At 59.8% G+C, this 23740-nt stretch carries 23 protein-coding genes; 13 read left to right on the top strand and 10 right to left on the bottom strand.

From position 1 onward, the window contains the following. Positions 1-32 precede the first annotated feature (32 nt). A complete protein-coding gene (locus ACH6CV_RS07540; protein ID WP_456357569.1) occupies positions 33-1148 on the bottom strand; it encodes a hypothetical protein in 1116 nt (371 codons plus the stop codon). A gap of 260 nt (positions 1149-1408) precedes the next feature. Here ACH6CV_RS07540 and ACH6CV_RS07535 point away from each other — a divergent pair, with 260 nt between their 5' ends. Continuing rightward, a complete protein-coding gene (locus tag ACH6CV_RS07535) occupies positions 1409-2419 on the top strand; it encodes a LacI family DNA-binding transcriptional regulator (protein ID WP_456357568.1) in 1011 nt (336 codons plus the stop codon). A 54-nt stretch (positions 2420-2473) separates the two neighbouring features. On the opposite strand, the gene ACH6CV_RS07530 is transcribed toward ACH6CV_RS07535, so the two are convergent. After that, a complete protein-coding gene (locus ACH6CV_RS07530) occupies positions 2474-2716 on the bottom strand; it encodes a hypothetical protein (protein ID WP_456357567.1) in 243 nt (80 codons plus the stop codon). Between the two features lie 176 nt (positions 2717-2892). On the opposite strand from ACH6CV_RS07530, the gene ACH6CV_RS07525 reads away from it, so the two are divergent. The 12 genes from ACH6CV_RS07525 to ACH6CV_RS07470 all read left to right on the top strand — a co-directional run bounded on the left by ACH6CV_RS07525 (position 2893) and on the right by ACH6CV_RS07470 (position 13292). After that, positions 2893-3597 (top strand): helix-turn-helix transcriptional regulator, encoded by a 705-nt coding sequence (locus tag ACH6CV_RS07525; RefSeq protein ID WP_456357566.1) that lies wholly within the window; start codon positions 2893-2895, stop codon positions 3595-3597. An 81-nt stretch (positions 3598-3678) separates the two neighbouring features. Further along, positions 3679-4980 (top strand): ABC transporter substrate-binding protein, encoded by a 1302-nt coding sequence (locus tag ACH6CV_RS07520; protein WP_456357565.1) that lies wholly within the window; start codon positions 3679-3681, stop codon positions 4978-4980. A 90-nt stretch (positions 4981-5070) separates the two neighbouring features. Further along, on the top strand, positions 5071-5949 hold the full coding sequence (locus tag ACH6CV_RS07515) for a carbohydrate ABC transporter permease (RefSeq protein WP_456357564.1): 879 nt from the start codon (positions 5071-5073) through the stop codon (positions 5947-5949). After that, complete coding sequence (locus tag ACH6CV_RS07510; protein ID WP_456357563.1) at positions 5946-6788, top strand: carbohydrate ABC transporter permease; 843 nt, start codon at positions 5946-5948, stop codon at positions 6786-6788. Before ACH6CV_RS07515 ends, ACH6CV_RS07510 begins: the two co-directional genes overlap by 4 nt. A 12-nt stretch (positions 6789-6800) precedes the next feature. Continuing rightward, positions 6801-7256, top strand: coding sequence for a RidA family protein (locus ACH6CV_RS07505; protein WP_456357562.1), 456 nt, complete (start codon positions 6801-6803; stop codon positions 7254-7256). A gap of 12 nt (positions 7257-7268) precedes the next feature. After that, a complete protein-coding gene (locus ACH6CV_RS07500; RefSeq protein ID WP_456357561.1) occupies positions 7269-8054 on the top strand; it encodes a creatininase family protein in 786 nt (261 codons plus the stop codon). After that, positions 8041-9135 (top strand): mandelate racemase/muconate lactonizing enzyme family protein, encoded by a 1095-nt coding sequence (locus tag ACH6CV_RS07495; protein WP_456357560.1) that lies wholly within the window; start codon positions 8041-8043, stop codon positions 9133-9135. The genes ACH6CV_RS07500 and ACH6CV_RS07495 overlap by 14 nt, the downstream gene beginning before the upstream one ends. A gap of 16 nt (positions 9136-9151) precedes the next feature. Further along, positions 9152-10048 carry an SMP-30/gluconolactonase/LRE family protein gene (locus tag ACH6CV_RS07490; RefSeq protein ID WP_456357559.1) on the top strand — a complete coding sequence of 299 codons (897 nt, stop codon included), beginning with the start codon at positions 9152-9154 and terminating at the stop codon, positions 10046-10048. A 29-nt stretch (positions 10049-10077) separates the two neighbouring features. After that, the gene (locus ACH6CV_RS07485; protein WP_456357558.1) at positions 10078-10845 is read left to right on the top strand and encodes an SDR family NAD(P)-dependent oxidoreductase; all 768 of its coding nucleotides are present in this window, start codon (positions 10078-10080) and stop codon (positions 10843-10845) included. A gap of 269 nt (positions 10846-11114) precedes the next feature. Further along, entirely contained in the window at positions 11115-11765 is a 651-nt protein-coding gene (locus ACH6CV_RS07480) for a bifunctional 4-hydroxy-2-oxoglutarate aldolase/2-dehydro-3-deoxy-phosphogluconate aldolase (protein WP_456357557.1), read from the top strand. Further along, complete coding sequence (locus tag ACH6CV_RS07475; RefSeq protein WP_456357556.1) at positions 11765-12787, top strand: PfkB family carbohydrate kinase; 1023 nt, start codon at positions 11765-11767, stop codon at positions 12785-12787. Before ACH6CV_RS07480 ends, ACH6CV_RS07475 begins: the two co-directional genes overlap by 1 nt. Positions 12788-12833: 46 nt before the next feature. Next, entirely contained in the window at positions 12834-13292 is a 459-nt protein-coding gene (locus tag ACH6CV_RS07470) for a YhcH/YjgK/YiaL family protein (RefSeq protein ID WP_456357555.1), read from the top strand. A 352-nt stretch (positions 13293-13644) separates the two neighbouring features. Here ACH6CV_RS07470 and ACH6CV_RS07465 read toward each other — a convergent pair whose 3' ends face one another. The 8 genes from ACH6CV_RS07465 to ulaG form a co-directional block, all read right to left on the bottom strand. After that, a complete protein-coding gene (locus tag ACH6CV_RS07465) occupies positions 13645-14613 on the bottom strand; it encodes an ABC transporter permease (protein WP_456357554.1) in 969 nt (322 codons plus the stop codon). Between the two features lie 13 nt (positions 14614-14626). Continuing rightward, positions 14627-16153: a sugar ABC transporter ATP-binding protein gene (locus ACH6CV_RS07460; RefSeq protein ID WP_456357553.1), complete on the bottom strand. Its 1527-nt coding sequence runs from the start codon at positions 16151-16153 to the stop codon at positions 14627-14629. 12 nt (positions 16154-16165) lie between these two features. Continuing rightward, positions 16166-17191: an ABC transporter permease gene (locus tag ACH6CV_RS07455; RefSeq protein WP_456357552.1), complete on the bottom strand. Its 1026-nt coding sequence runs from the start codon at positions 17189-17191 to the stop codon at positions 16166-16168. Between the two features lie 351 nt (positions 17192-17542). Further along, complete coding sequence (locus ACH6CV_RS07450; RefSeq protein ID WP_456357551.1) at positions 17543-18598, bottom strand: sugar ABC transporter substrate-binding protein; 1056 nt, start codon at positions 18596-18598, stop codon at positions 17543-17545. Positions 18599-18716: 118 nt separating this feature from the next. Then, a complete protein-coding gene (gene xylB / locus ACH6CV_RS07445; RefSeq protein ID WP_456357550.1) occupies positions 18717-20222 on the bottom strand; it encodes a xylulokinase in 1506 nt (501 codons plus the stop codon). A gap of 370 nt (positions 20223-20592) precedes the next feature. After that, positions 20593-21549 (bottom strand): sugar-binding transcriptional regulator, encoded by a 957-nt coding sequence (locus ACH6CV_RS07440; protein ID WP_456357549.1) that lies wholly within the window; start codon positions 21547-21549, stop codon positions 20593-20595. Between the two features lie 15 nt (positions 21550-21564). After that, a complete protein-coding gene (locus tag ACH6CV_RS07435) occupies positions 21565-22614 on the bottom strand; it encodes a hypothetical protein (RefSeq protein ID WP_456357548.1) in 1050 nt (349 codons plus the stop codon). Positions 22615-22623: 9 nt separating this feature from the next. Continuing rightward, positions 22624-23688: an L-ascorbate 6-phosphate lactonase gene (gene ulaG, locus ACH6CV_RS07430; RefSeq protein ID WP_456357547.1), complete on the bottom strand. Its 1065-nt coding sequence runs from the start codon at positions 23686-23688 to the stop codon at positions 22624-22626. Positions 23689-23740: the final 52 nt, after the last annotated feature.

Genomic DNA, 23740 nt, shown 5'->3' with positions numbered 1-23740 from the left:
TCTCCCTCCATCAATTAACAGATTTTCATCTGTCAGGATACGCTGTGATGCCTTGCCGCGATGCGGTCAATCATGCCGTCCTCCATGCGCAGCACGTCCCACGAAAGCACGACCGACGCGCAGCGCGCGCTCTCCGAGCGGGCGATCAGGTCGAGCGCATATTCGGGCGTCGCGTCGCAGATGCCGTCTATACGGTTCACGTCGATGCCGGGCGCGGCGTTGCCGCGCACGCCGTTTAGCCATTGCGTCTGCCGCTCGAACGCCTCGGTCCCGCCAGGGCATACGCCCCAGAGCTCGCTCAGCCGTCCGGCGACGGCGCTTCCCAGTGCGTCCAGCTCGAACGAAACGCCCGCGGGCGCGTAGGTCCGAAGGTACATCATGGGCTTGATGAAATCGGCGCGCCGAGCCAGCTCGAAACTGTCTTGCCCGACGAAGTCCGAGACCACCGGCGCGAAGGTGTCGATACCGAGCTTTGCGCCGCGCCGTCCGAGGGCTTCGCGGAGGAAGTCGACCGCCTCGAGCACCGTCCGGCGCTTGACGGCGAACAGCGCGTCGACATCCGCGTCGGCAAACCGGCAGCGCCCCGATTCCAGGCGGTCGGGGACGAATGGATCAAGGCCCTCCGCCGCGAGCGCCTCGATCCGCCCGGCGTCGATTCCGGCCGATTCGCAGCGCGCGCGGCAGCGGTCGCACCAGCACCCATAAAGCGCGGACGCGGAATGCGCGGCGGACGCGTAGCGGATGCGGTCGATGAACGCGCCGTCGATGGGCAACGCCGCCGTGAGCATGTCGAACGTCGCCACCGCGGCCTCGAGGTTGGCCTTCGAAGAGGGGCACACGAAGTCGAACGTCTCCCCGTCGCAGACGCGCATCGGTCGGTCGTTTCCGCCGCGGATCGGCAGGAGCGGTTCCGCCCCCGGCAGGTCGCGGACCTCGGAAAACACCGGGAGCCAAATGTACTTCTCGACGCCCTTATCGGTAAGCGCGCTTATGATCGCCTCGTTTACCGCGCGCTCCGGCGACCAGCCGAAGATCACGCGCTCCACGTCCAGCGCGTCCAGGCAGCGCCGGAACTTGTCCAGCGAATCCCCCCGCAGCGCGGAGGGGCGGATGAAGGACCCCGTGTTGATCTGCAACGTGTATCGCATCGCTCAAACCCCGGCTCGTATGGATTGATGGTCAATGGGTTTCTGAAATAATTATAGTATATTGCTGAAAGCAAGTCAAGGGGATTTGAGCCGTAAATAAAAATACATAGGTTGCACAAATTTTAAAAATAATATTGGTGCAATACGCGCATATACATAATGAAACCAAGAAATATCGCTGAAAGTGCTTGAGAATTTCATGAATTGCTGTATAATGGACAGCAGGGTGTGCGCAGTTCATACGACGGAGGTCGTTTCGGTTGGGAAAGAAGATGGGTTTTTCCGCCGCGGAAATCGCCCGGCGGGCCGGGGTGTCGAGCGCGACGGTTTCGCGGGTGCTCAACAACAAGGGCATCGTGCGCCAGGAGTTGGTCGACCGGGTCGCGGCGGCGCTCCGGGACATGGGCATCGAGCCGCACGACGCGATCAGCCAGAGCCCGCCGCCGGGCAAGCTGATCCTGTTCACGCTGCCGTTCGACTTCAATTCGTTCTTCAACGAGATCATCCGCGGCGCGAAGGCGTCCGCGGTGCTGCACGGCTATCAGCTGCTGATCCTGCAGGAGCACATCAACCAGAATACTTTCCCGGCGTTCAAGAAGCTGTTGCGCGACGCGAAGATATCGGGGCTGATCGCGCTTAACCATATCGAGAGCGACGTGCTCGGCAAGATCAATGCGCTCGCGCCGCTGGTGCAGTGCTGCGACTACGATCCTGCCAGCCGCCAGGTTTCGTCCGTGAGCCTGGACGACGTGAAGGCCGCCAAGCAGGTGATGGACTACTTCGCCTCGCTTGGACGCAGGAAGATTGCGTTTCTGTCGGGCTCGCTCAAGTACAAGGACAACCGCTGCCGCAAGCAGGGGTATCTGATGGGGCTGAGCGACATGGGCGTCGAGCCGAACGACAGCTGGATGGTTCACCTGCCGGAGATCAACTACAACATGGCGCTGTCGACCGCGACGCAGATATTGTCCCAACCCAACCGGCCGGAGGCGTTCTTCGCGATCTCCGACCTTTTCGCGAGTGCCGTCGTCAACGCGGCGCGGCGGCTGAACATCCGCGTGCCGGAGGATCTGCTCGTCGTCGGCTTCGACAACGTAGACTATTCGGAGATATCCTCCCCCACGATTACGACCGTCAATACGCCCAAGTTCCAGTTCGGCTACGCCGCGTGCGAGTTGCTGATCGAGAAGATCCAGAACCCGGACGCCTACACGCAGCACATCTTCCTGCCGTCGGAGCTGATTGTGCGCGAGTCGACCGCCGCGCGGTGATGTCTGGGGCGCGAAACCGCAACAAAGAAATCAGATTGCAAGTCGGCTGCAAGGCTACAAAGTAGCTTCCTTCACATCATAGAGCACCTCGTTCGCCTTTTCCGCCGTCAAAGCGCGATCCAGCGCGTAGATGATCACCGAGTCCCGGCGATTGCGGGGGTCGAGCTGGGCGGTCTGCGCGATTCGCAGCAGCAGCTGCGCCTCGGCGAGGGTCAGGCCCATGCCAAGGGCGATGGCCAGCAGGATATCGCGGCTCGCCTTGCGCTTTCCCGCAAAAACCTTGTATACGTAATGCATTGGGCGTGCCACCTGCCTTTTTTCGCTCCGGACTTTGCGGGAACGGCGGGGCGGGCAGGCTCTTGGGTTACTATTCCAAATTTATTTTAATTTCGGGTATTTACATCAGACAAAAAGTATGTTATAATGCGGTCGAAAAACAAAAAAATAGTTTGGACTAGGGCGGGGGTAACCATATGAAGAGCATTCACGATGAAAGCGCGTTTTTCGCCCAACTGCTGGACATGCTGGAATCCCAGTTGAGCAGCCACAACGAGATTCTGTTGCACGATCTGACAAACGGATATGAGCACACCATTGTCGATATCCGCAATGGGCACATCACCAACCGGAAGATCGGTGACTGCGGAAGCAACCTCGGACTGGAAGTGCTGCGCGGCACCGTGGAAAACGGGGATCGCTATAACTATGTCACGCATACGAGGGATGGAAAGATTCTGCGCTCCTCCACGATGTTCATCAAGGGCGACGACGGGCGCGTCATTGGCGCGCTTTGCATCAACAAGGACATCACCGCCTCCGTAGAGATGGAAAAATACCTGCATGAGCAGAACAATTATCCCTTGCTGTACGAGCAAGGGGAGAACGACGGGCATGTGATCAAGGAAGTGTTCCTAAACAATGTTGGGGAACTCTTGGATTACCTGCTGCAGGAGGCGCTTCGCTTTGTCGGCAAACAGGCCGCCCTCATGGATCGGGAGGACAAGTGCCGCTTTCTCAAATACCTGGATGACAAGGGCGCCTTCGTCATCTCCAAATCCGGTGACCGCGTCTGCGAGTTTCTGGGCATCTCAAAATATACGCTATACAACTACCTCGACGCGGTGCGCAACCAAAACGGGGGCGGCAAGCCCTCGGGCGACGCGCAGAGCATTAGCTGAAAACCAGTGCGGATCAACGCTGGCGCAGATAGCGCGCATTTGCGTCGGCTTGAGTTGTATACTCGAAAGGGAGGAACCAAGATGAAGAGGATTATGCGAAACCTGGCTGTGCTGTTGGCTGTGCTGCTCATTCCCTCCTGTGCCTTTGCGACCGACTCCGATCCCCGGAAGGCTTATTCGGGCACCGAGTTGAACATCCTGCTCAAGACTGGCTACGAGACCTCCGCCATCACCGAATTCAAGAGCGACTTTGAAGAGGCTACCGGCATTACCCTGAACATCGAGATTTACGACGAAGCCACGATGCGCAACAAGTTCATCCTCGACTGCAACGCGCAACAGGGCAACTACGATGTTGTGGCGACCCAGTTCTGGTACATGCCCGAATACATCAACGCCGGCTGGCTGGAGTCGCTGGACGACTACAACCAGACCAAGTCCGACGCGGACTGGAACTCCCTTCCCAACATCCCGGAGAACGCTCTGGGCATGTTCCGCGGCAGTGACGGCAAGCTGTATTCCATCTGCGTGTCCTGCACCGGCGGCGTGCTGATGTACCGCACCGACCTCTTTGAAAAGCACGGCATCGCCGCGCCCAAGACAATGGCGGATGTGCTGGAAGCGGCGAAGGTTATCAAGGCCAACGAGCCGGATGTCTATGCCTTTGTCGCAAGGGGCGATTCCTCCAGCGGTTCCTTCGGGACTTCCGCGGGCATCGCCTGGGCCTACGGCGGCCGCGTACTGGACGATCAGGGCAACGTGACCGTCAATACCCCGGAAATGACCGCCGGCGTCGCCGACTTTGTCACATTGATGCAGGAATACGGCCCGGAGGACGCGGCTGCCATGGGTTGGGATACCATGTCCGAGATCTTCCGCGCCGGCAAGGCGGCCATGTGCTTTGACATGAACGGCTTCGTGAGCGTGTTTTCAAGCGCCGAAGTCTCGACTGTCGCCGATAAAGTGGGTTGCGCCGTGATCTCCGGCCCCGACCACTACGCCCAGTGGATGTACGGTGAGGGCCTGGGCATCAGCGCCTTCTCCCGCAACAAGGAAGCGGCCTGGCTGTTCCTCCAGTGGCGCAACAGCCTGGATGTCATCCAGGAGGAAGCGGCCCAGAGCATCCGCTTCGACTTCCCGGACATGCGCATCTACGAAACCGACGCATACAAGGAAAAGACAGCAAGCATCAGCTTCTTCACGAATCAGCTGCCGGACATTTTCAAGTCCATCGACGCCTCTTACTGGCCCAAGACCACGCTCTTTGAGAAGGTGGGCGCCGCCTTCCAACAGCAGATTTCCCTGGCCATCGCCGGGAAGGCTACCGTTGAGCAGGCTTTGGCCGGCGCTCAGGCCGACATCGAAGGCGTTGTGAAGAAATAGCGCCCGCACATCGGCGTTTTCGTTTTCGGGTACCTTGCCCTCATGCGGGGTACCCGAAAGCCATTTTACGGCCCGCAAGGAGGCTATACGATGCAAGAGAAAAAGTTCATGCGGCTGATGACGCTCCCTGCGCTCCTGATCTTTCTGTTCATGGGGGTTTACCCCACGCTGCAGGCCATCATCAACAGCCTGACTTCCTACAACATGACCAGCACCGACCCCAGGGCGTTTATCTGGTTTGACAACTACATTCACATGGTTACGGAGGTTCGGTTCTGGGAGGCGCTGGGCAGGACGGCGGTCTTCGTCCTGTTGAGCGTGACGCTCAGCTGCGGTATTGGCCTCATGATCGCGGTTCTCCTCAACAAGGTGGACAAGCTGCGCAACACCTATCGCATCATTTACCTGATGCCCATGGTCATCGCGCCCACGATCACCGCGTTGAACTTCAAATTCATGTACAACTACAACTTCGGGATCATCAACCACATTCTGAATTCCTTTAACGCGGCCAGCATGGATTTTCTGGGCAACCCCGCCATCTCGCTGTATTCCTGCATGGCGGTGGACGTGTGGCTTGGCACGCCGCTGGCGATCCTGGTGCTGCTGGCGGGCCTGGAAGCCCAGCCGGAGTCCCTGTACGAAGCCGGCATGATAGACGGCGCCAACCGTTTTCAGATTTTCCGGCATATCACGCTGCCCCTCCTCAGGAAATTTGCGATCATCGTAATTATGCTTCGCACCATGGACGCCCTCAAGGCTTACGAGGTGATTCAGCTGCTGACCACGGGCGGCCCCGGCACGTCCTCGGAAACGCTGAACATCTACATTTCAAAGGTGGGATTCAGCTGGTTTGAGATGGGCTACGCCTCGGCGCTGGGGATTTTTACGCTGTACTTCATTATGTTCCTCATCAAGTTCGTCCTGGACAAGGCGAAGATCTTCCAGGCAGAGGAGGCAAAAGCATGAAAGTCACATCCGGCTGGATCATGAAAAGGGTGAGCGCGGGCGTCCGCCATCTCGTCCTCGTCTTCTTCGCGGTTGTGTGCCTGTTTCCGCTGTACTGGCTGCTGACCACCTCCTTCAAGCCGCCCGCGGATGTGTTTTCCACGGAACTTTTGGGCTTTTTCAAGCCCACGCTGGAGAATTACAAGACCGTGCTGGTCAAGGACAAGTTCCCCCATTACCTTCTGAACAGCGCCACAATCAGCGTGCTGACGGTTCTGGTGACGGTCCCCTTCGGCAGCATGGCGGGCTACGCTTTTACACGCCTCAGGATGAAGCGGAAGAACAGCTGGTTTTTTATGATCCTCACGACGCGCATGGCGCCGGCCGTGACGTTCGCCGTGCCCATCTACCTGATGATGGTCGGGCTGAAGCTCATCGACAACTTCCTGGGGATGGTCTGCGTATACACCTTCTCCAACCTGGCGCTGGCCACATGGCTCAGCCGGAGCTTCTTCGAGGACGTCCCCAAGGAGATCGAAGAGGCGGCCATGGTGGACGGCGTGTCCTACTTCGGTGCGTTTATCCGCTTTGCCGTACCCATCGCCAGCGGCGGCTTAGTGGCCACGGCAATTCTCGTGTTCATCTTCACCTGGAACGAGTTCTTCTTTGCATCGATCCTTACGCAGCGCAGTGCAAAGACGTTCACCATCCACCTGACGTCGTTTTTCGGCTCCAAACGGATCCTGTGGGGCGAACTCTCCGCCGCCTCGGTGGTGGGGTCCGCGGCGCCGATCCTCTTTGCGCTGATTATGAAAAAATACATCATTCGCGGCCTGACAATGGGCGCCGTGAAGGAATAGAGGAAATAGAAAATGACTGCTGAACAAATGTTGGACGCCATGAATCTGAAACTTCCCGAGCCGGTGCCCCCCATTGCCATGTACGTGCCCGTAAAGCGCGCGGGCAACCTGCTCTACGTTTCCGGGCAAGCGGCCATCCGGGATGGAGCGCTTGTCTATGAAGGGAAATTGGGGCGCGAGCTGACGGTCGACGAAGGTTATCAGGCCGCCCGCATCGCGGGCCTCAACATACTGGCGATTCTGCGGGCGCACCTGGGCAGCCTGGACCTGGTGAAATCGGTTGTCAAAATCAACGGATATGTCGCCTGCACCCCCGATTTTGTGGATCAGCCCAAGGTAATCAACGGTGCGTCTGATCTTATGACACGGGTGTTTGGCGAAAACGGGCGGCACGCCCGCTCCGCCATCGGCCAGAATGTGCTCCCCCTGGATACGCCGGTGGAGGTGGAAGGCATTTTTGAGGTCTGAGGAGGACTGGAAATGAAGCAGCTTTATTGGGGCGACTATACGACAAACGAGCTCGAGGAGCTCGTCCGGCAGGACCCGGTCGTTCTGATCCCGGTGGGGGCCTATGAACAGCACGGCCCACACCTGGCCCTGAATACCGACATGCTCATCGCAACAAAGCTGTGCGAGGGCATTGTAGCCGCTTCCCAGGTGCCCTGCGCCATGCTCCCGTGCATTTGGTGCGGGATCTCCGAGCACCACATGAAGTTTTGCGGGTCCCTGACGCTCAGGCACGAGACCATGGCCGCCCTGATGTTCGACGTGCTGGACGGCCTCGCCCGCTCCGGCGTACGCAAGGTGCTGGCCGTCAACAGTCATGGCGGAAACGCGGTGGCCGCCAACGAGGCGCTGACAAAGGCGGCCTACAAATACGGCGGCACCTTCGCGCTGCTCACCTATTGGAGCCTGATCGGCGAGGAGGTGGCCAGACACCGGAAGTCCGAGTTCGGCGGCATCAGCCACGCGTGCGAGATGGAGACGTCCCTGCAGCTGTACCTCGCGCCGGCCAACGTCCGCCCGGACAAGCTGCCCCCGGCCAACAACCTCAAAGGCGGGCGCTTCTGGAGCCCCGCCATGTTCGCGGCCAACAAGATCACCATGTACGTTCCCTACGATCAGCTCTCCAAGCAGGGCCATATCGGGGATCCGCGAAGCGCCACCCCGGAGTTTGGGAAAACCATCTACGACGCCGTCGTCGGCAAAGCTGCCGAACTCGTCGCGCAGATACAGAAAGGGGAATTGCTCGATGAAGATCACTGACGTCAGGGTATATCCCGTCCGCGTTCCGCTGCTGCACGTATTCAAGGCGTCCTATGGCGTCCGGAGCACCGCGGATTTTGTGCTGGTGGAAGTCGTCGGCGAAGGCGTAAGCGGCTGGGGCGAAGCCTCTACCATTCCGATCTACGACGAGGGCAGTCAGGCGGACGTGGCCTTCGTCATCCGGCATTACTTCAAACCTCTGCTCCTCGGCCAGGATCCCACCGACATCGCCTCGCTGATGGCCAGGCTCGCGGGCGCCGTCAAGGGCTCCCGCTATGCCAAGTGCGCGGTGGATTTCGCGCTGCACGACCTGGCCGGCAAGATCTACGGCCTGCCCGTTTACAAGATGTTGGGCGGCGGAGCCAGGGTACTGCGCGTCTGCTGGGTGCTCAGCGCCAAATCCCCCGAGGACATCACCCGGGAGGCCGGCGAAAAGGCGACCGAGGGATATCGGGACTTCAAGCTGAAGGTGGGGACGGACGCCCGGGCCGATCTTGCCAACCTCAAGGCGCTCCGAGCCGTTGTGGGCGATGAGGCGGTGATCCGACTGGACGGCAACGAGGGATGGAACCCCAAGGAAGCCCTCGCCATGATCTCGAGGTTTGCCGAGTACAGGCCGGACCACGTGGAGCAGCCCGTGCCCGCCTGGGATCTGGAGGGCCTCAAATTTGTGCGCAGCCATGCCGATATCCCCATCGTGGCCGATGAATGCATCCTGACCCCCAAGGATGTGATGCGCGTGGCGCGCCTGGAGGCGGCGGACCGCATCAACATCAAGGTCTCCCGGGATGGCGGCATTCTGTTGTCCCGGAAGATCGCCGCGGTGGCCCAGGCCGCCGGACAGACGCCCTTTGCCGGCAGCAACCTGGAGCTGGGCGTGGGCACGGTCGCCAGCGCGCATCTGTTCAGCGCCCTGCCTGAGTTGACGCTGACCACGGAACTGGTGGGCCCGCTGCTGCTTAAGGAGGACATTTTGAGGTCGCCCGTGGAGTACAGGGATGGGAGCCTGTTCCTTTCCGATGCACCTGGCTTCGGCGTGGAGCCGGACATGGAGCGAATGGAAAAATACGCGGCGCAATAGAGAAAGGAGAAAGCCCATGCAGGACATCGCTCGGGATATGACAGAGATCGTCGCGCCGGATTCTCCCGTGGAAAAGGTCAACGATGCGCCGTTTGTCTTTCTGGAGGGCCCGGTCTGGGACGCGAGGCGCGCCCGGCTCTTTTTTACCGACCCGCTGGCGCAAACGGTTCACGCGCTGCGGGAGGACGGCACGTTTGCCACCGTGATGGAGAACTCCGGCTACGCCAATGGCATGTGCCTGTGTCCGAACGGAAACCTGGCCATCTGCAAGATGGACACCGGCAGCCTCAACGAGCTGGATCCCGACACGGGAAGGCTCGTGCGGGTGATCGCCGACGGGTACGAAGGCCGGCCGTTCCAGGCCACCAACGACGTCGTCTGCGACGCGGGGGGCGGGTACTACGTCACCGATCCGATCTTCCGGTATGGGCCGCGGGGGCAGTCCGTGGAGGCGACCTATTACTGCGCGCCGGACGGCCGCGTCCAAATCGCCGCCCGGGACAGCCTCAAACCCAACGGTCTGGCATTCTCCCCGGATGGAGGAACCCTATACATCGACGACACCGGCTCCGCCAGGGTGTGGGCTTATACGGTGGGCGCGGATGGAACGCTGACGGATCCCCGGGTGTTCTGCGAGCTCGTCCTGCCCGAGAATGCCACCAATCTGCCCCCTGTCCAGCGATATGGCGAGGCGGACGGCATGAAGGTGGACAGCCTGGGCAACGTCTATGTGACCACAATCAGCGGCATACAGGTTTTCAACGCGCTGGGCGGGTACCTGGGTATAATCCGGATGCCGGGCGAATACAGCCCCGCCAACATCGCCTTCGGAGGCGGCGACCTCAAGACTTTGTACATCACCGCCCGCATCTGGCTCTACGCCGTGCGCGTGCGGATTGCGGGGCTGGCCTGAGGCGGCTCCGGGAAGAGGGGAGATTGCTTATGAGACTCAAGGACAAGGTGGCCATCGTAACCGGTGCCGGCAGTGGAATCGGCCGCGCCATTGCGATTCTGTTCGCCGCGGAAGGCGCCAAGGTCGTCTGCGCTTCGCTTCAGGAAAACAACTGCCGCCAGACCCGGGACGACATTCTTGCGGCGGGCGGCGAAGCCATCGCCGTGCCGACGCAGATCGCTGACAGGGCCGACGTGGAGCGCATGGTAGACGCGGCCATCGAGGCCTATGGAAGGATCGACATCTTGGTGAACAACGCGGGCATCATCAACTGCTTTTGCAAGGTGGGCGAGGTCACCGACGAGCAGTACGACGCTATGTTCAACATCAACGTCAAAGGCCAGTTTCTGGCCGCCCGCGCCTGCATCCCGCACATGATTAAAAACGGCGGCGGCGCGATCGTAAGCACCTCTTCCGCCTCCGCCATGGTCGCCCAGTACGGCACGGGCGTCTACAACGCCACCAAGGCGGCCGTCATGTTCCTCACCAAGAACATCGCCGTGGATTATGCCATGGACGGCATCCGCGCCAACTGCCTGGCGCCGGCGCTGGTGGACAATACCGTGATGAACAAGGATGTGTTCTCCCATGCGGAGGCTGACCCCGAAGATTGGCAAAAGACCCTGGAGAAATATCCCATGGGCCGGATCGCCCGACCCGAGGAGGTTGCGCAGGCGGCGCTGTTCCTGGCCTGCGACGAGTCGTCCTTTATGACGGGCACGTCCCTTGTAATCGACGGTGGCTTTACGTGCCTGTAGTTCCTGTGATACCAATCTCAACCGTTTTTGCGCCCATCAGGCGGCGCCTTTCCCCCCGCCGCATCATGCGGTATGCGGTGCCGAACGACCGGGCGGCGCTGAGGTTCCGGCCCGGCGTCGCCTGAAGGCCTCGGCGTAGCGCCGCTGCGCCTGCGTTGTAAGGCTACGCCGGGACAAAAACCCGCTCGCCTGATGAACGCATGAATGGTTTCGATTGGTAAGACACACGGTACCGAGCGGGCCACCGGGCTTGAAAGGAGAAAATGACAATGGTCAAAGACGTCATGGAGCGCGTCGGGAAAGACCGGGTGATCGTCATCGTGCGCGGCCTTGAGCCGGAGCATATGCTCCGGCTGGCCGAGGCGTTGCATGCGGGCGGCATGCGTTTGATGGAGGTGACCTTCAACCAGGCCAGACCCGAGACCTGGAAGGATACGGCGGCGGCTATCCGGGCGGTCGGTCGGCATTTTGACGGGGAAGTGTTGACCGGCGCGGGCACGGTCATGGACATGGAGCAGTTGCGCATGGCCGCGGACGCGGGCGCGCGGTACATCGTCACACCCAATACGAACCCCGCCATCATCCGGGGGATCAAGGACCTCGGTATGGCGGCCTTCCCCGGCGCGCTGACGCCCAGCGAGATCGCGGCCGCCCATGAGGCGGGTGCGGACGCGGTGAAGGTGTTTCCCGCGGGCAGCCTGGGTCCGGGCTACATCAAGGCGGTCAAGGCGCCGCTGTCCCACATCCCGTTAATGGCGGTGGGGGGCGTGAGCGAGAAAAACGCGGCGGATTTCCTGCGCGCAGGCGCCATCGGCGTGGGCGTGGGCGGGAATATCGTGAACAAGGAATGGATTGAAGCCGGTGAATGGGACAAGATTACGACACTGGCGAAGGAATACGTAAAGGCGGTGCGCGTGTAATGGGCAAGGTCGTCTGCTTTGGTGAAATCATGATGCGTCTTAACCCGGAGGGATACCTCAGATTTGTGCAGGCCGAACGATTCGAGGCCAGCTACGCGGGCGGGGAAGCCAACGTGGCGGTGTCCCTTGCCAACTACGGAAATGACGCCTGCTTCGTCACGAAGCTCCCCGCCCACGGAATCGGCCAATGCGCCGTCAACGCGCTCCGGAAGTTCGGCGTGGACACCTCGCGCATCGTGCGCGGCGGCGACCGGCTGGGCGTGTACTTCGTGGAGAAGGGCGCGTCGCAGCGGGGCAGCAAGGTGATCTATGACCGGGCACACTCGGCCATCGCCGAAGCCCGGAGGGCCGATTTCGATTGGGCGGAGATTTTCAAGGGCGCGGACTGGTTCCATTTCACCGGCATCACGCCGGCGCTGGGAGGAGAATTGCCCGAAATCTGCCTGGAGGCACTCCGAGTAGCCAAGGAGCAGGGCGTCATGGTCAGCTGTGACCTCAACTACCGAGCCAAACTCTGGTCCCGTGCGGAGGCGGGCGAGGTGATGGCAGAGCTTATGCCCTTCGTGGACGTGTGCATCGCCAACGAGGAGGACGCCAAGGACGTGTTCGGCATCGAGGCTGAAGGCAGCGACATCCAGGCGGGCAAGCTCAACCATGAGGGCTACGTCAGCGTCGCCCGGCAGCTCAAGGCGCGCTTTGGCTTCAAGCGTGTGGCCATCACGCTTCGCGGCTCGATCTCGGCCAGCGACAATGACTGGGCGGGTATGCTGTTCGACGGCGAGGCGGCGCATTTTTCGAGGAACTACCGCATCCACATCGTCGACCGGGTCGGCGGTGGCGACAGTTTCGGCGGCGGCCTGATCCACGCGTTGCGAGGCGGGCTTTCCGCTCAGGACGCCATAGAGTTCGCGGTGGCCGCCAGCTGCCTCAAGCAGAGCATTGAGCACGATTTCAATCTGGTCAGCGAAGCGGAGGTCATTGCTCTGGCCGGCGGCAACGCCTCAGGGCGCGTACAGCGGTAGCCCGGCATCCCCCTTGCCGGGCGCGGGAAAAGGAGGAGAGCATCCAATGATTCTGGATCAATGCGTTTCCCTGCACAGGTACATGGGACTCGGCCCAAACTTTGAAACGGCCATCCGGTTCTTATACGGACGGGCATTGGATTCCTTTGTTCCCGGCAAACTGGCCATTGATGGCGAGAAGGTATATGCCACCGTACGCGAAGCCGACCTGACGGGCCGCCCTGAGCGCTGGGAAACGCACAGACGCTACGCGGATATCCAAATTCTCCTTGAAGGGAGAGAAGCCATCCTCTACGCACCGCCGGCCGAGGCGCTTCAGCCGTCTACCCCGTATAACGAGGACAAGGATGTCGCATATTACGAGGCCATTCAGGGGATACGATGCCCGCTGAGGCAAGGCGATTTCATGGTTTTCTTTCCGGGTGAGCCGCACGCGCCCGACCGTCCCGACGGACCGTGCGGCAATTCGAAGAAGCTGGTCATCAAGGTAAAAATGGAGAAGTAGCATCGCTTTTCTGTTTTGACTCGGGGAGCATTTCGTCGATGCGCACTACCGGGCGGAACCATTTCCCCATCCATCAGGCGGCGCCTTTCCCCGCCGCACCATGCGGTACCGGACCGCCGGCCGGCGCTAACGTGCCCGCTCCGGCTAAGCCAGAAAGCCCGGGCGCAGCGCCGCTGCGCCCGGGCTTTCTGGCTGCGCGGTGGCGCCCCCCTCGCCCGATGAACGCGTGAATGATTTCGATCGGTATGATGGCAGTGAGGGCTTGTTTCAATATCGGGCGTGCGGGCGCACAGGTGATGGATTCCGATGACCGCTCCCATGTTCTGCTTCTCCCGATGTTTGTTTATCCAGACTACTTGATGATAAGATCCCGGCCGCCCTTGTCGGAGTTGATGGCGACGGCGAAGATCAGCACCAGGCCAAATACGACGTCCTTCCACAGCGGATCGACGCCGGCCATGTTCATGCCCGACGAGATGGAGATTACGGCGATGACGCCGATTAAAGTGCGAAGCGCGCTTCCCCGACCGCCCGAAAACAGCGTGCCGCCCAGCGCGACCGAGGAGATGGCCATCATGAACAGGCCGTCGCCGATGGTCGGGACGCTGCTTTTCAGCTTGTAGGCGTACATGACGCCGCTGAGCGCTGCGCCAAGGCCGCACAGGACAAACGCCAGCATCTTGGCCCTGTCGGTGTTGACGCCGGTGAGCCGGGAGGCTTTCTCGTTTGCGCCGGTCGCGAAGATGGACTTGCCCAACTCAGTCTTGCGTTCAATGAACACGCACGCGAGGACGAGCGCCAGCGAGATCCAGATCATCAGCGGAAACTCAAGTACCTTTGCCGAAGCCCAGTTCACGATGACGCGCCGCTTCAATGGGATGCTCGCGGAACCGCCCCCCGACAGAATGATGGCCCCCGCCCGCCAGACGCTTTGCGCGCACAGCGTCACGATGAAGGACGGCAGTTTGAGCTTGGCGACCAGAAACCCGTTGACGAGGCCAGCGACCACGCCCAGAAACAGCATATAGGGGATCATGATGTTGCCGATATCGGCGATGAACATGCCTGTGATGACGCAGGTGATGGACGCGACCGCACCGATGGACAGGTCGATGCAGCCGGTGTACAGGACAAAACCGATGCCCAGCGCCATTGGCAATAGCGGCGCGATCTCCAGCGTGATGTTCTGAATTGAGTAGAGCGACAAAAAGCTCGGGTTGATTAGGAAAAACGCCGCAATGACGATTACCGCGCTAAAAAGATAGATGTTGTCGATGAGGAAGTCCCTTAGAGACAGTCCGGATGGCCGCGCGTTCTGCATGGTAGCACCTCCCTCAAAGCATCCGCTTGACAACATCCACCTGATCGGGCTTATTGTCAACCGGACAGTCATATTCCCCGCACATCAGCCCGTCCTTCATCACGATGATCCGGCTGGATAGGCCGATGCATTCATCCAGCGTGTCTCCCATCAGCAGGATGGAAACGCCCTTTTCAGTGATATCGCGGATCAGCCGGTAGATGTCCTCCTTGGAGCCGACATCCACGCCGCGCGTTGGATGATCGAGGATCAGGATGGGGCACTCACTGTCGAGGACGCGCGCGAAGATCACCTTCTGGGCGTTGCCGCCGGACAGGTTGTTGGTGCGCTGGCTTACGCCGGAGCACTTGATGCCCACATTTTTCACCCATTCGCGGGCGTTTCGATCCTGCCGCCGGTTTGAGATTACGCGCATTCTGGCGTTTTTCTGGTAGTTTGTCACGGAGATATTCTCGCTGATGGAGAGGATGCCGATGATGCCTTCCTCGCGGCGGTTTCTCGGGACGGACAGGATGCCCGCCCTGCGCGCCTGCGTCGGCGAAGAGAATTCGCGGTTCTTGCCTTTGACGGTGATCGTGCCGGACGACTTGGCTTCGTCGCCTGAGAGCACCGCGCAGACGTCTTCCTTGCCGGATCCCTCCACGCCCGACAGGCCGAGGACTTCTCCTTTCCGGAGTTGGAAGGATACGTTCTGGAAGGACCCGAACATGCTCAGATTGTCTACCGCCAGAACGACTTCGTCCGTTGGCACCGTCTGGCGCGCGGAGACGTAGTACTCGCCGTCCGTCTCGCGGCCGACCATCTTTTCGTAGAGCAGAAACTCGTCCGCTTCGCTGGTCAGCACCTCCGCGGTCTGGCGGCCGTCCTTGAACACGTAGATGCGGTCCGCGATTTCGAGCACCTCCGCGAGGCGGTGGGATACAAAGATGACCGAGTTACCCTTGTCCCGCATGCTCCGGATCTTGTCAAACAGCACCTTGATCTCCGCGTCGGACAGCACCGTCGTCGGTTCGTCCAGTAGGATCATCGCCCGGCCGTTCGCGGTTTCGGAGATGATGTCCAGAACCTTTGTGATTTCCACCATCTGGCGCATCGAAAACGAGATGTCGCGCACCTTGGCCCGGGCGGAGATGTGCTCGAGGCCCATGCCGGCCAAAACGCTCCGCGCGCGCTGATTCATCTTGCGCCAGTTGATGAGCTTTCCGACTTTAAATGCCTTTTCGCGCCCCAGATAGATGTTCTGGGCAACAGTCAGGTTATTAATTAGCGACTGTTCCTGGAACACCATGCCGATTCCGAGGCGGTTGGCGTCCATCATTGACGAGGCGCGGAAGGTCTCTGCGTTCATCTCCATGGTGCCTGTGGACGGCTTCTCCACCCCCGCAATGATCTTCAGAAGCGTCGATTTTCCGGCACCGTTTTCACCGATCAGCCCCACGACTTCGCCGCGGTTGATTTCTATGTGGATTCCCTGCAAGACCGTGTTGGAACCATAGTTTTTTCCGATGTCGCGTGTCCTGAACAAAAGTTCTTTCTTCACGCTTTTCCCTCCTTATTTGGCGATCGTCTTGCGCGTACGGGTGAGGGTCAGCGCGACGGCCACGATGATGATGATACCTTGAATGGCCTTTTTGTAGTTCGCGTCGACGCCGATGATCGTCAGGAAATTAATCAGCTCCAGATAGATCAGAATGCCGACAATCGTCTGAAGCATGCCACCCTCGCCCCCGGTGAGCGATGTGCCGCCCACCACCAGCGCGGTGATACACGGAAACATCTGATCCGTTCCCAGCGAAACCTGCCCGAGCTTCAGCCGGATTAGTGCCACGAAGCCCGCGAGGCTCGCGGCGAAGCCGCTGAGCGTATACACGAGAATGGTCACCCGATCGACGTTGATGCCGGACGCGCGCGCTGCGGACTCGTTGTCGCCGATGGCGTATACCGCGCGGCCGAAGGCCGTATAATTCAGGATGACACAGCCGAGCAAAAAGAACGCGATCGCGATCCATGTAATCAGCGGAATGTGTAAAAGGGATGTGGCCGACGCGTCGATGATCCACTGTTCCTTGACGGTGGCCGGTTTGCTTTCATAAAGAAGGACGGCGATGCCGCTGATGATCGTGCCGGTGGCGTAGGTTATGATGAATGAGGCGATGCGCAGCTTCACATGCAAGAAACCGGTGATCGCGCCGAAGAGGACGCCGATGGCGATGGAAACCACGACGCCCCAGACGCCCTGGTTGTTGCCGTTTCGGGAGTTGATGACCAGCAGGGAAATCACCGAGCCGACAAAGCCCATGACGCCCTCGATGGAAAGGTCGATGCTGCCAATGAGCAGCACGAAGGTGAGACCGGTCGCAAGAATGAGCGGAACCGCCATCTGACCGAGGATGTTCACGATGTTTTTGATGGAAAAAAAGTGCTGATCGAAGATGGAGAAGCCGATCGTCATGACGACCAGCAGAATCATGGGCGCATAGATCCTGATCAGATTCCTGCGGGATTCGCTCTCAACCTTGGAGACGAATTGCTCCGCGATCGTCGATCCTCCGAGTTTTCTCTTTTGAAGCATGTGCATGCTGTTTCCTCCTGAGCAAAGATTCCCCCCCGGTCTACGCCGGAAGCCGGTTGGTTTTCTGGGTAGGCGCTGATTTATTCCGACGCTGCCTGACGGGTGCTCTCCGCCCGCTCGTTCCTGCAAAACGCTTGACGCAGCGCTGCTGCGTCCGCGCATTTTGCGGGACATTCGAACGAAAAACCCCCTCGCCATGAGGCACCCGAATCAATCGGCGCTTACCCGGATGTACGTCCGTAAAGGGAAGCCCTTTGCGATTTTGGGTTTAGATGGCGGGGTTGAAATACGTCCATCTCCGGAAGCGGACTTCCGGAGATGGATCCAAATGCGTCCGGGGAACCAGGCCTGCGCAGATCAGCCCTTTGCCGCGGCCAGTTCCGCAAACGACGCGTAATCCGACAGCACGGGGAACCTCAGGTCGGAATAGTCGTAGGAGGGCATGCCGTCGATGAACATCGCCTTGTACTCCTTGACGTTGTCCTTGGTCACGAGCACGGCCTGGGTCTTGATGACGGGCTTGTCGAATTTCTCGACGGCGCCGGTCGCCACCGCGTAGGCATAGGCCGCGCCGTAGCCCATCAGCAGGTAGCCGTTATTGGCGATGGTGCAGGCCATGTCGCCAGCCTCGATCGCCTCGTAAGCCGCCGCGATGCCGTCGCAGCCGTTGACGAGGATCTTGCCGTTCTTGCCTTCCAGCTTCAGCGCTTCAATCGCGCCCAGGCCCATCGTGTCGTTCGCCGCCCAGATCGCGCCGATGTCGTCATGGGCCGCCAGCCAGGTCTGCGTGAAGCTCATTGCCTGATCCTGGCTCCAAGACGCGACCTGCATGTCAAGCATCTCGATGCCCGGATATTCCTTGAGCGCCGCCTGGAAGCCCGCATAGCGGTTCGCGGCGGAGTCTTCGCCCTGGTTGCCGTACAGCGCGCAGACTTTGCCCTTGCCGCCCATCAGGTCAAACAGCGTTTTCGCGGTGTTGTAGCCCGCCACGAAGTCGTCCGGGGACATGTGCGCCACAAAGCTCGGATAGTCCGCGGGCTCAAGGCCGTCCGCGTGATGCCACAGGATCGTCACCTTGCAACCGGCCTCCTCGCAAACCTCAACGATGTTTGCCGTGTTGGCCTTGGAGGCGGGATCCGCTATGAAGAACGCATGATCGCCATGCTGTGCGATATAGTCCTTGATGGCCTGGATTTCCTTGTTGTCGTCGCCGTCGGTCACCAGAACCTGATATTCCACGTCATCCTTGGAGTCTGCGAACAGGGTGCCGCCGTTGGCTTCCTGCGCCCAGAACTCGTTGTCCAGAGAATGAACCAGTATGCCCAGATACCATCTCTCGCCCTGCGCGGAAGCAACAGACATGATGCTCAACGAAAGAACCAGAATCAGAGCCAGCGCCAAAGCCTTCCTCATGAATACGCCCTCCTGTTTGATGATTATCTCTGCACATTCGGCTGGGATGCGCTTGCGGGGAGGATGCCCGTTGACAGCATCCAGTCCCGGTTTCCGCCCCATAGTCCGATGAACAAATTCAGCAATCAGCCAGATCGCTCAGGCGCGAAAACAGACGCTTGTTCGCGGGATAGAGTTCCCGGAACACGTCGTACAGGCCGCGGTACGCGCGCGAGGCGCGCTCGTTGGGATGGAACGCCTCCGTACTTGGGCGGACGGCAATTGCGCAGGCTTCCTCAAACCCGGAAAACCCGCCGACGCCAACGGCCGCCGTCAGCGCCGCGCCCAGGCATGCCTGCTCGGAAGACGCGCTTCGGTACACCGTGTGCTCGAAGATGTCCGCCTGCATCTGGAGCCAAAGGTCGCTCTTCGCCCCGCCGCCCGCGGCGACAATTTTCTGAAGCGGAACGCCCAGTTCCAGCACCACCTGGAGGCAGTCCTTCAGTGCGAAAACCACGCCCTCCATCACCGCGCGCGCCATTTCCATGCGGCCGTGGTTCAGCGTGAGGCCGAAGAACATCCCGCGGGCCTTGGGGTTCAGGTGCGGCGTGCGCTCTCCGGTCAAATATGGCAGGAAAACGAGGCCGCCGGACCCCGGCCGAATCCCGCGAACGCCCGCATCCAGCTTCGCGTAGTCTGTTTCCAGCAGGATGTCCCTGGCAACCCACCTGAGCGAAATGCCGCTGTTGAGACACGCGCCCATAATGTTCCAGCGCTCCGGCACGACGTGGGCAAAGGTGTTGGTTCTCAGAAGCGGATCAAAGACGGGATTTAGGGCGGTCGTCGAAATCTGACCGGCGGTACCGATGTTGGAGGCAAAAACGCCCGGCGAGACGATGGCGTTGCCCACGGCCTGCATGCATTGGTCGGCGCCGCCGTTGACGACCAGCGTGTCAACAGAGAGGCCCGTATTGCGCGCGGCTTCTTCGGTGATGGTTCCGGCAATCGCCGTCGAGGGCAGGCATTTCGGGAAGAGCTCCCTTCGAAGACCGAGCGAGGCGATCATCTCATCCGCCCAACAGAGGCGGTTATTGTCAAACGCGAGACTGCCGGCGGCGTCGGAGGGGTCGGTCAGAATCGCTCCGCATAGCCGGTACTTTATATAGTCCTTCGGGAGGATCGCCCAGCGCATGGCGTCATAGAGCTCCGGGGCGCGCGTCTTTGCCCAGTAAAGCGAGGCGATGAGAAAGCCCGTCGAGATCGTATTTTGCGTGTACGCGGTCACCCGGTCTTTGCCAAGGTTCCGATAGATTTCCTGGATTGCGTCTTCAGAGCGCTGATCCAGCCAGATGATCGCGTTGGCCGCCGGCGAACCGTTCGCCTTTAAGGGGACGAGGCCGTGCATCTGCCCGGAGAAACTGAGGGCGGCAATGTCCCCGGGGGACACCCCGGAAGACGAGACGATTTGGCGAATGACTTCACAGGTTTTTTGATACCACGCTTCGGGATCCTGCTCCGCCCTGCCCTGGCATGGAATCAGAACCGCGTACTGCGCGCCTTTGACAGAAATCTGAATTCCGTCAGAATCGATCATGATTGCTCGCACGCTGGACGTCCCGAGATCAACGCCGATATAATACTTCATGGCCGTACCTCTGCCATAAACGCTCAAGAAGTAATAATTTTCTGTTGCAGTATAGCATACTCTGGATAATATTGTCAACAAGTATATTTAAGGATACACAATTTCCGACGGATACCATTCGACGGCGTGGGTCGGGAAATCGGCGGGAGAATAGGCGCTCTGTTCCGGGTAAGCCCGAACGAAGATTCCGCTTTCCCGCGGCTTATCTCAGCGCAATAAACGGCGGATAGAAATGGACGGCGCCTGTTCCAGACGGGCCTTTGGTGCTCGGCCGGATCGATTTGTTGTTCTCGGATTTGTTCTATTGAGCGTCAAGTTCCCGAGTTTACACAGCTCCCTTGACGCGGCCGTGATAATGGCTTTATCCGCATTACAGGCTTCGCTTTCTGACGATTTCCATCAACTTCTCCGAGAGCGGATGGGTAATCATCAGTGTGTCGATCAGACCACCCCGCAGAGCGCCATAGACCGCCTCCGCCTTTTGCTCCGTGGCGGCCACGCAGATCACGTTGCGGCTGGCGCGGATCTCCTCCAATGTCAGGCCGATCAGCATCTCCTTGAAGTTGCCTTCGATCTCGTGTCCGCCGATGTCGAAAAAGTGTCCGCCGATGTGGCCGACGCATCCGATTTCCCAGAGCCGGGCCAGATTCTCGAAACCGATGACGGTATTCCAGCTTCGGCTGATGATGGATCCCACGCTGGTGAGGATAAAGTCCGCTTTGCGGGCCATCTCGATGGCCTCGGCATTTCCGGGATTTTGGATCAACTGCCGGTACTGCTCCCCGGAAGACGCGTACAGCGGCGCGTCCAGCGGGAAATAGCGCCCGCCGAAGATTTTGGAGAAGCGGTAGCTGAGCTCAAGGCTCTTCGGATTCGAACTGGGCCAGGTCATGCTGCCCATGATCGGAACAACGGTAAACGGGATGTTCTTGCTGATGCCGATGGAATCGACCACATGGGCAATGGTATTGCCCCAGGAGAGGCCCAGAATCGAATGGCTCTCGGCGGTACAGCTAACGTAGTAGGAAGCCATCTGGCCCAGCGCTTTGAGCACGTCGGATGGGTCGGACGTATCATGCTTGAGCACGCGGACCCGGCTGATGGAAAAGCTGGTTTTGATCTCATCCTCCATTGTCAAATCCCGCTGCCAGGGTTCGTTGATTTTCAGCTCGACCACGCCGCTCTGCCGGGCCTTCTTCAAAAGCCTTGACACAGTAGATCTGGACGCGAACAGCCTGTCCGCAATATCAGACTGGTTCATATCCGCATAATAATACAGATAGGAAACAATGCTCATCAATTCCTGCTCGTTCTGATCCTTATCCATAATTCCCCGTTCCCGTCAAAATCTGTACGCGGCCGCCTCATGGATCATCCGGTTGGCGCTCAAGAGCAAGTCGCCCGACGAAGTATTCAGAATGGCGAGATTGCTCGGCCCGGGCCCTTTCTCAATCTGCTGCGCGCAATACGCCTTGCTATCCCCGTCCCAGCGGATCAGGAACAGGTCCGCCGCCAGCTTGCGGGCTCCCCCCACAAACATCAGTTCCTTGCCGATCCGGCCGCTGATTACGGCATGATAGAAGTCATTCTCCACCGGATAGGAAAAATCCCCCCGGTACTCTTCCCCTTCCCGTTGAAAAATTCTGAATTCATTCCCGTGGAAGGGCATCAGGGCCGCGATCTCCTGCTTCCCATCGCCGTTCACGTCCGCGACGGCGATGTCGCTGACCGGAAAATCAAGCAGCCGCTGCGTCTGCCACGCATTTCCCCTTTCCTCCGGCGGCAACGTGACGAACACACCCTCCCGGCTGGCGGTAAACGCCGCCTCGCGTCCCTCCCACGTTCCTCGGCAGAAGCCGTGGTTGATATAAAAATCTCCGGGAAGCCGATCAAGCGCCACGCGAAAGGGGTCGTCCAGATCCCCGGGCAGAACGCCCCAATACAGGTGGCCGGGCCTGGACCAGTCCTCCTTGTCCGCCTTGCCGCCATGGAGCGTCGCCGCGAAGAGATAGCGCGTGCCGTCGGGGGCCTTTAGCGTATCGAAGCGGTGCAGAAAGGGCAGCGCCGCGACGGTCTCGTGGGAGAACGCGCCGCCCCGGTAACGGATGATTTCCACGGTGCTGCCGCCGCACTCGATCATCGAGTAAAACCCGCGCGAGGCCAGCGCCCAGCCGTCGTATCCCGGGAGGGGGACGATGGACATCGTGCCGCCGCCACCCTCCCAGATCACGTCGCACCGGTCGAATCCGTCTCCACGAAAGGCCCGGACGGAACCCGTTCCCTCGCCTCCGAAGTACAGGCAGGGTTTGCCCTCCAATTCCACGCCGAGTACAGCGTAACACTTTTCTATACTGCCCAGGCGGATTTTTTCAAACGGAAGCGTTCTGGTCATAATTTCTCCTCACAGCATGGATTTGAAGGGCAGGTCAGGCTCCACGGCAAAGGCGTCCTCAAAGCCCCGGTCGTACATGTATTGCAGGCGATCCCTGTCCTGCGGCCATACGAATTTTCCGCCAACCTCCCAGATGAAGGGCTTGAACGCGTATTGCAGGCGGTAACGCCTCAGGTCGTACAGCGTCAGGATCTCGCCGGGATCCGCCTTGAAGTTGGTCCAGATGTCGTGATGAATTGGAATGACGACCTTGCAGCGCAGGCATTCGGCCATGCGCAGAATGTCGATGGAAGTCATCTTGTCCGTGATGCCGCGGGGATTCTCCCCAAACGAGCCCAGCGCGACGTCGATCTCATGATCGTTGCCGTGCTTTGCGTAGTAATTGGAATAGTGTGAATCGCCACTGTGATAGAGCGAACCACCCGGCGTTTGAAAAAGGTAATTCACCGCGCGCACGTCCATATCCTGCGGCATCGTGCCCTTGAGGATAGTCTCCGGCGGCACGGTCACCAGTTCGGTGCGGTCGAAGGAATCCAGCGCCTTGATCGCGACGTCCTTGACGGTGACAACATCACCGGGGCGCACGACGGTGCACCGCTCGGCGGGCACACTCCAGTCCCTCCATTTTTTCACGCAATTTTCCGGGCCGATGAAGCGGCATTCGGGACAGTTCTTCAGGATTGCCGCCGCCACGTTGACATCCATGTGGTCGGAATGGTCGTGGGTGGCCAGCAGCGCGTCCACATGCTTCATGGCAAAGGGATCGATGACGCAGGGCACGTTTCGGAGATTGGGCTGAATCTTCAGGCAGCCGATCATCTTCATGTGCTGGTGGCCCTGCTTCATCAATCCGGTGCCATGGGACTTTTTGCCCGTACTGCACCACAGGTCCGTCACAAGATTCGTATTGTTTTCCGTTTTGAGCCAGATCCCCGTACAGCCAAGCCACCACATGGCGAAGGTTCCGGGCTCGACATGCTCCCGCTCAATTTCTTCGTTCAGCCATACGCCCCATTCCGGGAAAGTCTCCAGAATCCAGCTTTCTCTCGTGATCCCCGAAACTGTGTTTGACATGTTTTTCCTTCTTTCTGCCTTACTGGAATGGATGCCGTTTATTTCAATCGGC

It is taken from the genome of Anaerozeibacter quisquiliarum (genome assembly GCF_051162045.1).
Classification (GTDB): domain Bacteria; phylum Bacillota; class Clostridia; order Christensenellales; family Aristaeellaceae; genus Anaerozeibacter; species Anaerozeibacter quisquiliarum.
The sequence above is the reverse complement of the archived record's forward strand: the minus strand, read 5'-3'. Positions and strand labels throughout refer to the sequence as shown.

What these genes read in the sequence shown, in the direction of transcription:
- ACH6CV_RS07495 (WP_456357560.1), top strand. Translation starts at nt 8,041, where the DNA reads ATGAAGATCACTGACGTCAGGGTATATCCCGTCCGCGTTCCGCTGCTG.
- ACH6CV_RS07505 (WP_456357562.1), top strand. Translation starts at nt 6,801, where the DNA reads ATGACTGCTGAACAAATGTTGGACGCCATGAATCTGAAACTTCCCGAG.
- ACH6CV_RS07530 (WP_456357567.1), bottom strand. Translation starts at nt 2,716, where the DNA reads ATGCATTACGTATACAAGGTTTTTGCGGGAAAGCGCAAGGCGAGCCGC.
- ACH6CV_RS07455 (WP_456357552.1), bottom strand. Translation starts at nt 17,191, where the DNA reads ATGCACATGCTTCAAAAGAGAAAACTCGGAGGATCGACGATCGCGGAG.
- ACH6CV_RS07475 (WP_456357556.1), top strand. Translation starts at nt 11,765, where the DNA reads ATGGGCAAGGTCGTCTGCTTTGGTGAAATCATGATGCGTCTTAACCCG.
- ACH6CV_RS07435 (WP_456357548.1), bottom strand. Translation starts at nt 22,614, where the DNA reads ATGACCAGAACGCTTCCGTTTGAAAAAATCCGCCTGGGCAGTATAGAA.
- ulaG (WP_456357547.1), bottom strand. Translation starts at nt 23,688, where the DNA reads ATGTCAAACACAGTTTCGGGGATCACGAGAGAAAGCTGGATTCTGGAG.
- ACH6CV_RS07485 (WP_456357558.1), top strand. Translation starts at nt 10,078, where the DNA reads ATGAGACTCAAGGACAAGGTGGCCATCGTAACCGGTGCCGGCAGTGGA.
- ACH6CV_RS07520 (WP_456357565.1), top strand. Translation starts at nt 3,679, where the DNA reads ATGAAGAGGATTATGCGAAACCTGGCTGTGCTGTTGGCTGTGCTGCTC.
- ACH6CV_RS07450 (WP_456357551.1), bottom strand. Translation starts at nt 18,598, where the DNA reads ATGAGGAAGGCTTTGGCGCTGGCTCTGATTCTGGTTCTTTCGTTGAGC.
- ACH6CV_RS07510 (WP_456357563.1), top strand. Translation starts at nt 5,946, where the DNA reads ATGAAAGTCACATCCGGCTGGATCATGAAAAGGGTGAGCGCGGGCGTC.
- ACH6CV_RS07525 (WP_456357566.1), top strand. Translation starts at nt 2,893, where the DNA reads ATGAAGAGCATTCACGATGAAAGCGCGTTTTTCGCCCAACTGCTGGAC.
- ACH6CV_RS07465 (WP_456357554.1), bottom strand. Translation starts at nt 14,613, where the DNA reads ATGCAGAACGCGCGGCCATCCGGACTGTCTCTAAGGGACTTCCTCATC.
- ACH6CV_RS07470 (WP_456357555.1), top strand. Translation starts at nt 12,834, where the DNA reads ATGATTCTGGATCAATGCGTTTCCCTGCACAGGTACATGGGACTCGGC.
- ACH6CV_RS07480 (WP_456357557.1), top strand. Translation starts at nt 11,115, where the DNA reads ATGGTCAAAGACGTCATGGAGCGCGTCGGGAAAGACCGGGTGATCGTC.
- ACH6CV_RS07540 (WP_456357569.1), bottom strand. Translation starts at nt 1,148, where the DNA reads ATGCGATACACGTTGCAGATCAACACGGGGTCCTTCATCCGCCCCTCC.
- xylB (WP_456357550.1), bottom strand. Translation starts at nt 20,222, where the DNA reads ATGAAGTATTATATCGGCGTTGATCTCGGGACGTCCAGCGTGCGAGCA.
- ACH6CV_RS07515 (WP_456357564.1), top strand. Translation starts at nt 5,071, where the DNA reads ATGCAAGAGAAAAAGTTCATGCGGCTGATGACGCTCCCTGCGCTCCTG.
- ACH6CV_RS07440 (WP_456357549.1), bottom strand. Translation starts at nt 21,549, where the DNA reads ATGGATAAGGATCAGAACGAGCAGGAATTGATGAGCATTGTTTCCTAT.
- ACH6CV_RS07490 (WP_456357559.1), top strand. Translation starts at nt 9,152, where the DNA reads ATGCAGGACATCGCTCGGGATATGACAGAGATCGTCGCGCCGGATTCT.
- ACH6CV_RS07500 (WP_456357561.1), top strand. Translation starts at nt 7,269, where the DNA reads ATGAAGCAGCTTTATTGGGGCGACTATACGACAAACGAGCTCGAGGAG.